Source organism: Streptosporangium sp. NBC_01755 (assembly GCF_035917995.1).
Classification (GTDB): domain Bacteria; phylum Actinomycetota; class Actinomycetes; order Streptosporangiales; family Streptosporangiaceae; genus Streptosporangium.
In genome coordinates, this window is the sequence record NZ_CP109131.1 from 1181656 (window position 1) to 1194494 (window position 12839).

The 12839-nt window shown below is 69.1% G+C and carries 6 protein-coding genes; 2 read left to right on the forward strand and 4 right to left on the reverse strand.

All coding sequences use genetic code 11. The features are described 5' to 3' along the window. Positions 1 to 53 precede the first annotated feature (53 nt). The 3 genes from OG884_RS05005 to OG884_RS05015 all read right to left on the reverse strand — a co-directional run bounded on the left by OG884_RS05005 (position 54) and on the right by OG884_RS05015 (position 5423). Positions 54 to 4196, reverse strand: coding sequence for a vitamin B12-dependent ribonucleotide reductase (locus OG884_RS05005; RefSeq protein ID WP_326642602.1), 4143 nt, complete (start codon positions 4194 to 4196; stop codon positions 54 to 56). 82 nt (positions 4197 to 4278) lie between these two features. Then, positions 4279 to 4740, reverse strand: coding sequence for a transcriptional regulator NrdR (gene nrdR, locus OG884_RS05010; RefSeq protein ID WP_326646862.1), 462 nt, complete (start codon positions 4738 to 4740; stop codon positions 4279 to 4281). A 410-nt stretch (positions 4741 to 5150) separates the two neighbouring features. After that, on the reverse strand, positions 5151 to 5423 hold the full coding sequence (locus OG884_RS05015; protein ID WP_326642604.1) for a LysM peptidoglycan-binding domain-containing protein: 273 nt from the start codon (positions 5421 to 5423) through the stop codon (positions 5151 to 5153). Between the two features lie 697 nt (positions 5424 to 6120). Between OG884_RS05015 and lexA the strand changes: the two genes are divergently transcribed. Beyond that, entirely contained in the window at positions 6121 to 6831 is a 711-nt protein-coding gene (gene lexA, locus OG884_RS05020; RefSeq protein WP_326642606.1) for a transcriptional repressor LexA, read from the forward strand. Between the two features lie 247 nt (positions 6832 to 7078). Here lexA and leuS read toward each other — a convergent pair whose 3' ends face one another. Further along, positions 7079 to 9550, reverse strand: coding sequence for a leucine--tRNA ligase (gene leuS / locus OG884_RS05025; RefSeq protein WP_326646863.1), 2472 nt, complete (start codon positions 9548 to 9550; stop codon positions 7079 to 7081). A gap of 556 nt (positions 9551 to 10106) precedes the next feature. Here leuS and OG884_RS05030 point away from each other — a divergent pair. Next, positions 10107 to 12692 carry a hypothetical protein gene (locus OG884_RS05030; RefSeq protein ID WP_326642608.1) on the forward strand — a complete coding sequence of 862 codons (2586 nt, stop codon included), beginning with the start codon at positions 10107 to 10109 and terminating at the stop codon, positions 12690 to 12692. Positions 12693 to 12839: the final 147 nt, after the last annotated feature.

The window sequence follows — 12839 nt, forward strand, 5'->3', positions numbered from 1 at the left end:
ATCCCCCACAACGGACATTCAGCACGTTGTATCCGATGCAACTCGGCCCATTTTCAGCTGCAGCCGCTGGTGGAGCCGCAGCCCTCGCAGACGTAGCAGCTGCCCGCGGGGCGCATCTTGGTACCGCAGGTCATGCAGAGCGGCGCGTCGGCGGTGCGGCCCTGGTGGGACTCCAGGGAGCCGACCCGCCGCGGGGTTTCCACCGGCACCGCTTCGGGGCGAGGCTGGGGCTCCTCGATGGGGGCCGAGGTGGCGAGTTCGGCGATGACCTCGTCGGTGTGGATCGGAGCCGGGTCCTCGCCACGCTGCTGAGCGGCGCGCTCGGAGGCGGAGAAGACACCGAGGGCGGCGCGGTCGTCGTAGGGCAGGTGGTCCAGGGCCAGGCGGCGGAAGATGTAGTCCATCACCGAGGCCGCCATCCGGATGTCCGGGTCGTCGGTCATGCCGGCCGGGTCGAAGCGCATGTTGACGAACTTGCCGACGTAGGTCTCCAGCGGCACCCCGTACTGCAGGCCGATGGAGATGGCCACCGAGAACGCGTCCATGACGCCCGCGAGGGTCGAGCCCTGCTTGGACATCTTCAGGAAGACCTCGCCGAGGCCGTCGTCGGGGTAGGAGGAGGCGGTCATGTAGCCCTTGGCTCCGCCCACGGTGAAGCGGGTGGTGGTGCTGGGGCGCTGGTTCGGCATCCGGCGACGGGTCGGGCGGCTGATCTCCACGACCTGGATCTCCGGCTCGGCCGAAGCCTCCTGCTGCTCGATCCTCCTGTCCTCGATCCTCTTGTCCTCGGTCTTCTTGCCCGAGGCCGAAAGGGGCTGACCGACCTTGCAGTTGTCGCGGTAGACCGCGAGGGCCTTCAGACCGAGCTTCCAGCCCTCCATGTAGACCTGCTCGATGTCCTCGATGGTGGCGGACTCGGGGAGGTTGACGGTCTTGGAGATGGCACCGGACAGGAACGGCTGGGCCGCGGCCATCATGCGGACGTGACCCATGGGAGCGATCGCGCGCTCGCCCATGGCGCAGTCGAACACCTCGTAGTGCTCGCGGCGCAGGCCGGGGGCGTCGACGACGTGGCCGTGCTCGGCGATGAACTCGACGATCGCCTCGACCTGCTCCTCCTGATAGCCCAGCTGCCGGAGCGCGCGCGGGATCGTCTGGTTGACGATCTGCATGGAGCCGCCGCCGACGAGCTTCTTGAACTTGACCAGGGCGAGGTCGGGCTCGATGCCGGTGGTGTCGCAGTCCATCATCAGGCCGATGGTGTTGTGGCTGACCATGCCGTTGGCCACGTAGGTGACGTTGTCCGGGACGGACAGGTCATAGGTCGGCTGCACTCCGCCGTCCTCGTTCGCCTCGACTCGCTCGAAGAGGTAGCCGAGCGCGTGGCCGAGCCGCTCGTCGAGAAACTCGGCGAAGATCTGCTTGGCCGGCATGCGAGCGACACCGCCGCTCCTGCGAACCGACTGGAGCACGGTCCCGCGCAGGGAATGCCCCTCGGGCAGGATCGTCTCCCACACCTCTCGGGGCAGGAACACCTGGTCCTTCCTGGCGGACCGCTCAGGCTCCAGCTCGGCCATGAGCTTGTTCTTGCGGTCTCCCATGAACCCGACGATCTCGTCGAAGCTCAGGGCGTGGTCGACGTTGCGCAACCGCACCTGGAAGATCGGCCCGCCGAAGCCACTGACCGTTTCACGGGTCGTGGTGGCCATGCCGAGGGCGAGAAGCAGGGTCCGGATCTCACCCGCGAAGGAGTCCGAAGCCGTCGAGAGGCTCGGCACGCCCTCCAGGACGGCGCCGTCTGCCTCGAAGAGACCACGCAGGAAGGCACCGTAGATCTCGCTGTCGTTGGTCTCAAGGATCGCCGAGGGGACCCGCGGCGTCCAGCCCTTGCCGGAGTGGTCGATACCGGGAAGCTCTTTCGCGAAACCGGAGGCCTGCCACCAGCGCGCGAGCCGCACCGACTGGAGGACGACCTCCTGGTATCCCTCCCGCTGGGTGAGCACCGGTTCGAGGTGGAAAAGCTCCTTGGACAGGATGCGGAGACGCTCGACCACATCGAGGTCGGCGTCCGCGACACAGAACCGGACGCCCTTGGCGTGCAGGCTGCCGTCACCCATGAAGTAGCCGACCAGCTCGGCCAGCTCCGGCGACACCGTGTCGGGGACGACGATGGAGCGGTCTTCGGCTCCGTACGCCTGGTCGAGCACGGGCAGGGGAACCGCACGGCGCTCACCGACGAGGGTCTGCAGCTGCATGGGGACGAGGTCACCCGGCTCGATGTCGGCCAGGCGCTTCCACTCCCACACTCCGGTCGCGCTGTCGACGACCTTGACGCGGTGGGTCAGCGTGCCCTGGACGCGGTAGCCGCCGTGGGTGCGGATGAGACGGGTGGGCTCCTCGCCGTTGACGAAGAACTTCGTAGCCCGGCGCGGCCCCTCGTCGGTGGAGACCATCATGTCGAGGTCCTGCCAGCGATCGCCGTACACGTTCGCGATCTCGGCCAGGCGGACGAGCCCTCGGTCCGTGGTAATCAGTGTTTCACCCGTCAGGCACCCGGTGGGCGCGAGCAGCGAGGCCTGGGCGTTGCGGTAGCCGTTCTTCTCGCCGAGCCGCAGACACTCGGCCCACTGCCCCGAGGCCTCGTGGTGGATGTCCCCGTCCATCTTCTCGAACGTGCGCAGCGCCTCGTTGGCGTCGTTGTGCTTGCGCATGACCCGCTTGTGCGCCTCGGCGTTGCGGGCGTAGCCGTCGTACGGGCCCACGACCGCGGCCAGCTCGGCGCTGCGGCGGTAGGAGACGCCGGTCATCAGCGAGGTGATGGCTCCGGCGAGGGCCCGGCCGCCTTCGGAGTCGTAGGCGTGGCCGGTGGCCATGAGCAGCGCGCCGAGGTTGGCGTAGCCGATGCCGAGCTGACGGTAGGCGCGAGTGGTCTCGTCGATCTTCTCGGTCGGGAAGTCGGCGAAGGTGATGGAGATGTCCATCGCGGTGATGATCAGCTCGGTGATCTTCACGAAGTTCGCGATGTCGAAGGTGTCGTCGTCCTTCAGGAACCTCAGCAGGTTGATGCTCGCCAGGTTGCACGAGGAGTTGTCCAGGTGCAGGTATTCCGAGCAGGGGTTACTGGCGGTGATACGGCCCGTCTCGGGGCTGGTGTGCCAGTCGTTGATCGTGTCGTCGTACTGGAGGCCGGGGTCGGCGCACTCCCACGCGGCCTTGCCCATCTTGCGGAACAGGCTCCTGGCGTCGACCTTCTCGATGACCTCGCCGGTGAGGCGGGCGCGCAGGCCGAACTCCTCGCCCTTCTCCACCGCGCGCATGAACTCGTCGGAGACGCGCACGGAGTTGTTGGCGTTCTGGTACTGGACGGAGACGATGTCCTTGCCGCCCAGGTCCATGTCGAACCCGGCGTCGCGGAGGGCGCGGATCTTGTCCTCCTCGCGCGCCTTGGTCTCGACGAACTCCTCGATGTCGGGGTGGTCGACGTCGAGGACCACCATCTTGGCGGCGCGGCGGGTGGCGCCCCCGGACTTGATGGTGCCCGCCGAGGCGTCCGCTCCGCGCATGAAGGAGACCGGGCCGCTGGCGGTGCCGCCGCTGGAGAGGAGCTCCTTGGAGGAGCGGATCCTGGAGAGGTTGACGCCGGAACCGGAACCGCCCTTGAAGATCACACCCTCTTCCTTGTACCAGTCGAGGATCGACTCCATCTGGTCGTCGACGGCCAGGATGAAGCAGGCGCTGACCTGCTGCGGCGACGCGGTGCCGACGTTGAACCAGACGGGGGAGTTGAAGCTGAAGACCTGGTTGACCAGAGCGTGCTTGAGCTCGTGGTCGAAGATCTCGACATCCTCCTCGCCGGCGAAGTAGCCGTGCTCGACCGCCGTACGGGTGTAGACGCCCACCACCCGGTCGATCAGCTGCTTGAGGCTCCACTCCCGCTGCGGGGTGCCGACCGCACCGCGGAAGTATTTGGTGGTCACGATGTTGGCGGCGTTGACCGACCACGACTGGGGGAACTCGACGCCGCGCTGCTCGAAGTTGACCGAGCCGTCGCGCCAGTTGGTCATGACGACGTCACGGCGCTCCCAGGGCAACTCGTCATAAGGATGCACGCCTGGGGTGGTGAAGATGCGCTTCATCCTCAGGCCCTTGCGCGGCCGCTTGCTCCCACGTGCCACCGCACCGGCGGTCTCCGTCATGACTTCCCCCTCCTGGGGCTCCGCGAGCCCTCAAATCGGACCACACCAACACGCCGCTCACCCCCGGCGCCCAGGGTCTTTCTCAGTCTTGCTCGCTGGAGCGCCCCGCCCGGAGCTGCTCGATCTCCGCCTCGAAGTCGGCCAGGGTCTCGAACCCCCGGTAGACGGAGGCGAACCGCAGGTACGCCACCTCGTCCAGCTCGCGGAGTGGACCCAGGATCGCCAGCCCGACCTCGTGAGCCGCGATCTCGGCACATCCGGTGGCCCGGATGCTCTCCTCGACCCGCTGGCCCAACTGCGCCAGGGAGTCCTCGCCGACGGGCCGCCCCTGGCAGGCCCGCCGAACCCCGGCGATCACCTTGTCCCTGAAGAACGGCTCCGTCACGCCACTGCGCTTGCCCACCATGAGCAGGACCGTCTCCTGCGTGGTGAATCTGCGCCCGCACTCCGGGCACGTGCGCCTGCGGCGGATGGCACCACCGTCCTCGGTGGCCCTGCTGTCGATGACTCGCGTGTCCGGATGACGACAGAACGGACAGTGCACGCGCGTCGCCTCCTTGACCTGCGGGAGCGGCTCACCCACCTCACCTGCCCCACGACGTGCGTGTCGAGACGCTCGCGCACGCCCCTCGAATAGTCGAGATGCGGTAATGGAAACACAATCTGTGGTGAAGTGTTGCGGTGCAGCCACTAGATGTTGTGGTCTAACGGTAGAAGTGCGCGACCATGAACGCAAGTTGAAAGGACCCCGCCACGCGAAGTCGCTGATCAGCCGTCACGTCTCGGCGTGTCGCCCATCGGGCAATGCCCTCCACCCCGCACACCCCCTCCCTCACACGCGTCCCGGCCGATCTGTCAGGCAGGAGCCCCGGCGAACCCTCTTCGCATGGCCCACCCACACCTTCCCCAGGCCCCGCCCATCACTCCCACGCGCCCCACCGACCGCCCCCCTTCTCAGCGAATGAGACCCTCGGGGAGATAGAGCCGGGTTCCGGGCCGCACCGCGGATCCGGCCAGCCCGTTGAGGTCCACGATGCGGCGGACCGTCCGACCGGCGTCACCCTCCTGCGTCAGCGCGTCCGCGATCTCCCACAGCGTGTCGCCCGCGTGCACCGTGATCCGGGGCAGGCCCTCAGGACCTGTCCGCTCGCCCGCCAGGGCCGTGTCGATGCGCCCGCCGATCCAGAGCACCCCCAGGGTGAACAGCGCGAGCACCACCACCGCCACGATCCTCCCACGCCGGGTGAGCCGGAGCGGCCGCCCGACGGTCCGGGAGCGGGTGACCCCCGGGCGGCGTACACCCCCCGCACGAGCCGCCCCCGATCCCGGCGCCCGCTTCGGCCCTGCCCCACGCCCGGCTCCCCGCTCTCGCCCGGCTCCCCGCTCTCGCCCGGGCCCACCTCTCGCTCCACGCCCGAGTCGCGGCCCCGCTTCGCACCCGGCCCCCGACCTCGCCTTCGGATCGCGCGGCCGCCCGACCGCCTGCTCCCGCCCGAGCCGCCCCGGCCCCCTTCCGCCTTCCGCGCCCCGCCCGCCCCCGGCCCCTCTGCCGGGATCCAGCGCAGGCTCCGGCGTGGGCTCCGGCTCCGGTCTCGGTGGCGGCACAAGGCGTAGGCGCGGTACTCCCGGTGCCCCCGGTGCCCCCGATGATCGCCGCGCCGTCCGGGGTCTCGGCACAGCCATGGATCGTGGTGTCGTCGCGGTCGGTTTCACGGTGGCCCCCATCCCCTCGACCTGGCCGAACACATGTCGAAGAAAGATCGGTGAATCGAACACGATGTCGATCGAACTCCCGTACGATGTTGTACACCACGGCGTGGCCGATATCGAGGACATTCGAACAATTGTTTGAGTATGATCTTCGGCCATTATATGGTCGCTGTGTGCGACACATCAGATACAGACCGGGAGGCGAGGAGTTCGTATGAGCCAGCACAACGAGAACGGTTCGGCCGCCAGCGACCTGGCGGTGCGAAGGCGTGACTCCCTTGGCCTCACCCCCAGGCAGCGGAAGATCCTTGAGGTGATCCGCGACTCCGTGCAGCAGCGCGGTTATCCGCCGTCCATGCGGGAGATCGGTGAGGCCGTTCAGCTCACCAGCACCTCCAGCGTGTCGCACCAGCTGACGGCGTTGCAGCGCAAGGGCTATCTGCGGCGTGACCCGCACCGCCCCCGTGCCCTGGAGGTGCGCCTTCCCGGCGAGCCCGTGCTGTGGGTGGATCCCGACTCCGGTGAGGACGAGACCCCGGTCAGCCGCCCGACCGCCGCCTACGTGCCACTCGTCGGCCGGATCGCCGCCGGCGGCCCGATCCTCGCCGAGGAGAGCATCGAGGATGTCTTCGCCCTGCCCAAGCAACTCGTCGGCGAGGGCACGCTCTTCCTCCTCCAGGTGACCGGAGACTCGATGATCGAGGCCGCCATCGCCAACGGCGACTGGGTGGTCGTACGCCAGCAGCCGGTGGCCGACAACGGTGACGTGGTCGCGGCGATGATCGACGGCGAGGCCACGGTCAAGACCTTCAAGCGCAGGGACGGCCACGTCTGGCTGGTCCCGCACAACTCCAACTACGACCCGATTCCGGGTGACGAGGCCACCGTGCTCGGCAAGGTCGTGGCGGTCCTCCGCAAGCTCTGAAGCACGCACCTTCGACCTGCACGTCAACACTCCAAGGGACGCGCGAAACGCCGGGCGACCGGCACCCCGATATCGGGGTGCCGGTCGCCCGGCGTGTTTTCGGGTGGCGGTGCGACGATTTTCGGGTGGCGGTGCGACGACCGGACGGCAGAGCCCGAGCCGGGCGGGCCAGAGGTCGGCCCGCCCATGAAAGCTCGGGGGGCGCACACCGGACGGGCGCCCCTCTCGAACGTCCCCTCTCGAACGTCTACGGGACGATGTTGACCAGCTTGGGCGCTCGGACGATGACCTTGCGCGGCGTGCCGCCGGGCAGGAAGGACCGGACCTTCTCCGATGCCAGCGCCAGCGCCTCCAGATCTCCCTCGGAGATCTCCGGAGAGACCTCCAGCCGGTCGCGCACCTTGCCCGCGACCTGAACGACGCAGGTGACGGAGTCCTGGACGAGCAGCGCCGGATCCGCCACCGGCCAGCCCGCGACCGCGACCGAGCCGCTGTGCCCCAGCCGCTCCCAGCCCTCCTCCGCCGCGTACGGCGCGACCAGGGAGAGCATGACCGCCAGCGTCTCGGCGGACTCCCTGACCGCGGGGTCGGCGGCGCCGGGCCCGGAGTCGATGGCCTTGCGGGTCGCGCTCGTCAGCTCCATCATCCGGGCCACCGCGACGTTGAAGCGGTGGGAGTCGACCAGCCTGGTGACCTCGTCGACCGTGCGGTGCACGACCTTGCGCAGATCCAGGTCTCCGCCTGCGAAGTCGACACCGGGGGCGGAGGCCGCACCCGCCTCGGCCATGACGCGGAACGCCCGGGCCAGGAACTTCTGGGACGCGGCCGGCGAGACGTCGGCCCAGTCGATGTCATCCTCGGGCGGGCCGGCGAAGACGACGGTCAGCCTGACCGCGTCGACCCCGTAGGCGTCGATCTGCTCGCCCAGGTCGACGCCGTTGCCCAGCGACTTGGACATCGCCTTGCCCTGGTTGATGACCTGCCCCTGGTTCAGCAGGCGGGTGAAGGGCTCGACGAAGTCGACCATGCCCATGTCGTACAGGACCTTGGTGAAGAACCTGGAGTACAGCAGGTGCAGCACGGCGTGCTCGACGCCCCCGACGTACTGGTCGATCGGGCCCCACCTGCGGACACCCTCGACGTCGAACGGGCCGTCCTCGTAGGAGGGATTGACGTAGCGCAGGAAGTACCACGAGGAGTCGACGAAGGTGTCCATCGTGTCGGTGTCGCGCCTGGCCGGGCCGCCGCACTTGGGGCAGGAGACGTTGACCCACTCTTCCGCCGAGGCCAGCGGGGAGACGCCCTTGGGCGCCAGGGCCTCGCCGCGCAGGTCGGGCAGGGTGACGGGCAGCTGCTCGTCGGGGACGGGGACCTCGCCGCAGTCGGCGCAGTGGATGATCGGGATCGGGCAACCCCAGAAGCGCTGGCGGGACAGCAGCCAGTCGCGCAGCCGGAAGTTGACGGTGAAGCGGCCGGTGCCCCGCTCGCTCAGCACCTCGATGATCTTCCGGATCGCGTCGGTCTTGGTCAGACCGTCCAGCGGGCCGGAGTTGACCATCGCACCGTTCCCGGCGGTGGCGATGCCGGTCTCACCGGGGTCGGCCAGGCCGGTGTGTACGACGACCCGTACCGGCAGGTCGAAGGCGCGGGCGAAGTCCAGGTCGCGCTGGTCGTGCGCGGGCACAGCCATGATCGCGCCATGACCGTAGTCGGACAGCACGTAGTCGGCCGCCCAGACCGGCATGCGCTCACCGTTGACCGGGTTGATCGCGTACCGGCCCAGGAAGACGCCGGTCTTCTCCTTCTCGGTGGACAGCCGGTCGATGTCGGACAGCTTCGACACCTCGGCCCGGTACGCCTCGAATGCCTCGCGCCGGTCCTCCGCGACGATCTCCTCGGCCAGCGGCGCGTCCGGGGCGACCACGAAGAAGGTCGCGCCGTACAGGGTGTCGGGGCGGGTGGTGTAAACGGTGACCGGCTCGTCACGGCCCTCGATGACGAAATTGACGTCGGCACCCTCGGAGCGGCCGATCCAGTTGCGCTGCATGGTCAGCACGCGCTCGGGCCAGCCCCCTTCCAACTGGGCCATGTCGTTCAGCAGCCGGTCCGCGTAGTCAGTGATCTTGAAGTACCACTGGGTCAGCTCGCGGCGGATGACCTCGGCACCGCAGCGCTCACACCTGCCGTCCTTGACCTGCTCGTTGGCCAGCACCGTCTGGTCGTTGGGGCACCAGTTGACCAGTCCGCCCTTGCGGTAGGCCAGGCCGCGCTCGAAGAAGCGGATGAACAGCCACTGAGTCCACTTGTAGTACTCGGCGTCGCTGGTGTGCAGGCGGCTGGACCAGTCGAAGGAGATCGCGTAGCGCTTGAAGGAGTTGGCCTGGGTCTCGATGTTGGCGTAGGTCCACTCGGCGGGGTGGGCGTCACGCTTGATCGCGGCGTTCTCCGCGGGCAGGCCGAAGGAGTCCCAGCCGATGGGGTGCAACACGTTGTAGCCGCGCTGCAGCCAATAGCGGGAGACGACGTCGCCGATGGCGAACACCTCTGCGTGTCCCATGTGCAGGTCACCCGAGGGGTAGGGGAACATGTCGAGCATGTAGCGCCGCTCACGCGGGTCGGCGGGGTCGTCACCGGCCCGGAAGGGGTCCAGTTCCTCCCACCGGCGCTGCCACTTGACCTGCAGGGCCTGCGGGTCATAGTGCTGCTCGTCGCTCTGCATGTCGGCTCGCTCGCTCACGTCGATTTTCCCTCGGGGTATGTCTGCGTGGATGGTCTGACCCGCCTGGCCCAATGCAAAAACCCCCCGCTCACGCGGAGGGCGGCCGCATCGGCAGGGCGCTCAGGGGCAGGGAGGCCGATGCGGCCCGATAAGCAGGGTCGCGGCACGCATAGACCAAGACTATCGCAGCCCGCAAGGCATATTCGTGGCCTGGGGAAACAGGCCCGATCACGGCAAACAGGAGACAGGCGTCCGAGCAGGTCGACAGAATGAGGATTTCCGTGCTCTCCGGAGCGAACGAGACCCGATGGCTATGCACCTGTTGTGACCTCGTACGTCCTTCGCGTTTACTCTTTTCACCGTGGCACATTCAGTAGAGCCGGGGCGGGGCCCGGATCCGTTGGAGGTCGGCCTGCCCATGCAGGACCCACCGACCGACCCAACCGGACTCCAGTTCAGAGGGGCGTTCTCCAGTTTCCCTGCGAGCCCCCCCGTCTCACGTGAGATCATGCCCAATACGCCCAATTCGGGCACCCGCGCGGGAGGTAAGGAAAGCATGGCCTCGGAGCAGTCCAGCCAGTCCCACCTGCCTCCGGCATGGCCGGAGGCTGCCGAACCGCCACCGCCGTGGACGAACGATCCCCTCGGCACCGGCCCCAGGCTCCCCCACCCACAGGAGGAGCCACAGGGCGGCAACGGCTCCTGGCAGACCTCGCCAGGCGTCGGGGGGCAGCGGGACTCCGACCCGCAGACCGGTTCTCCCGGCCAGACCTCCCCCGGCGGCAACGGCTGGGCACAGGCCTCCGATCCGCAGAACAGCGGCTGGGCACAGGCCTCGGCCTCCCAGAACGACGGCTGGGCACAGGCCACCGGCCCGCAGAACAGCGGCTGGGCACAAGCCTCGACTCCACAGAACGACACCTGGGCACAGGCCTCCAACCCACAGAACAGCGGCTGGGCACAGGCCGGCACACCCACGCACGACGGCTGGGCGCAAGCCTCCGATCCGCAGAACAGCGGCTGGGCACAGGCCTCGGCCTCCCAGAACGACGGCTGGGCACAGGCCACCGGCCCGCAGAACGACACCTGGGCACAGGCCGGCACACCCACGCACGACGGCTGGGCGCAAGCCTCCGATCCGCAGAACAACACCTGGGCACAGGCCGGCACACCCACGCACGACGGCTGGGCACAGGCCTCCAACCCACAGAACAACACCTGGGCACAGGCCGGCACACCCACGCACGACGGCTGGGCGCAAGCCTCCGATCCGCAGAACAACGGCTGGGCACAGGCCACCGGCCCGCAGAACGACACCTGGGCACAAGCCTCGACTCCACAGAACGACACCTGGGCACAGGCTTTCAGCCCCCGGAACGACAACTGGGCACAGGCGTCCACCCCGCAGGGCGGCGATGACCGGCACCAGACCTCCCCCGGCAACGGGTGGCCGCAGCCCACGCCGTCGCAGGGTGGCGGCTGGTCGCAGACATCGGGCCCGCAGGGCGGCGCCGGCGACCACAATCCCTCCTCTCCGGGCAACGGGTGGCCGCAGCCCACCTCCACCCCCCAGGCGGACCCCCGCGGCCAGACCTCCTCCGGCGGCAGCGGCTGGGCACAGGCCACCGCACCCTCGCACGACGGCTGGGCACAGGCTGCCACCCCGCAGAACGACGGCCGGACACACGCGTCAGGCCCGCAGGGGGATGGGCAGGGGCAGCGGGTTCCCGGTACGACGGGCGAGGCATGGCAAGCCGCACCCCCGCGCGACGCCTCCGGCCGCCCTCCGGCTCAGACGGCTGAGAACAGCGTGTGGCCGCCCACCCCTCCGGCGGAGAACGCCGCCTGGCCGCCCACCCCTCCGGCGGCCGGCGCCACCTGGCCACCCACCCCTCCGGCGGCCGGCGCCACCTGGCCACCCACGTCCCCCATGGGAAACCCGGGTTCCGCCGAGGCACAGACGTCGACGTTCTCCTGGGTCGCCCCTCCCTCCGAGGGCTCGGCCGCTCACTTCGGCGACGCCTCCTCGGGCGCGGCTCCCGGCGCCCCTGGCACCTCCCCTGAGGGAGGCGACAGAACCGGTGCCGGAAACGCGCGGCGCAGCTACGGCGTGCCGGACAACCCCGCCATGTGGGCCATGGCCGCGGCGAACGCGGCGGCGGCCTCCCAGGCCCCCTCACCCCAAGGAACCTCCGTTCACCCCGGAGCCGGCCCTCAAGCGCCACAGACCCAGCCGGGACAGCCCCAGCATCCGGGGCAACCCGGCCATCACCTGAGCCGCGACCCCTCCGATCCGAACAGACCGTTCGTCACCGCCGGCCAGATCAGCGGCCCGAAGACACCTCCGCCTGAGCGCCAGCAGGAGCTGTGGAACACGGTCTTCGGCGACAACTACCGGGACATCGAGGACGAGCTTGAGGAGCGGGGCCGGCCGGTCTGGATCTTCGCGCTGGCCGGATCCGTGATCATCGCGCTGGTCGGCGTGGTGCTCTGGGCTTTCCTGGCCGGGCCGCTGGCCTCCTCCGAGGAGGAGATCGCCGAGCCCAAGCCTGCGACGACGGCTCCCAAAAAGACCTCCAAGCCCGCCGCCATCGGTCGCCTGCCGCGATTCACCGGCGATCCCTCGCCGGTGGCCGGTACGCTCACCGACCAGTCGGCGGGAATCACCCTGGCCCAGCTCGGTGCCCCGTGGCGGCAGGACCAGCGCCCCAGCGTGCCCACCACTTACGGCTTCACGACCCGCCAGTATCTCCCGGCCGGTACGGACTCCACGGGCAAGGCCCAGTACGCGCAATTGATGTCGGGCCCGCTCTCGCCTCGCTTGAAGAGCAGGTACACCTCTCCGGAGAACCTCGCCCCGGTGATCAACGCGGTGGCCTCCACCGGCCGCAAGAGGTTCTTCCCCGAGGACAACACCGCCCGCAAGACCGCCCAGCAGACCCTGTCCGTGAACGGCCTGCCGGGCCAACTCGCCGCGTACGAGATCACCTCGGGCGATTCGAAGACGATCATGGTCGTGGCGGCCGTGAGCACCGGCGCCGACCTGCCGGCGATCGTCTACATGTCGGTGCCGGACAGCAAGAAGGAAATGCTCCCCGACATCAACACGGTCTTCAAGTCGATCCGCGTGGCGGGGCGGTGACCTCGCCCGCTCAGTCCGCTCGAACCACTCAGGGGGCGCATTCCGTGTTCTGACCGGGCTGGAGTCGCTGGGCCCGCCGCCCTGCCGGCGCTCTCGTCGCCCGCCGCCCTGCCGGTGCTCTCGTCGCCCGTCACCACCGGCAGGATG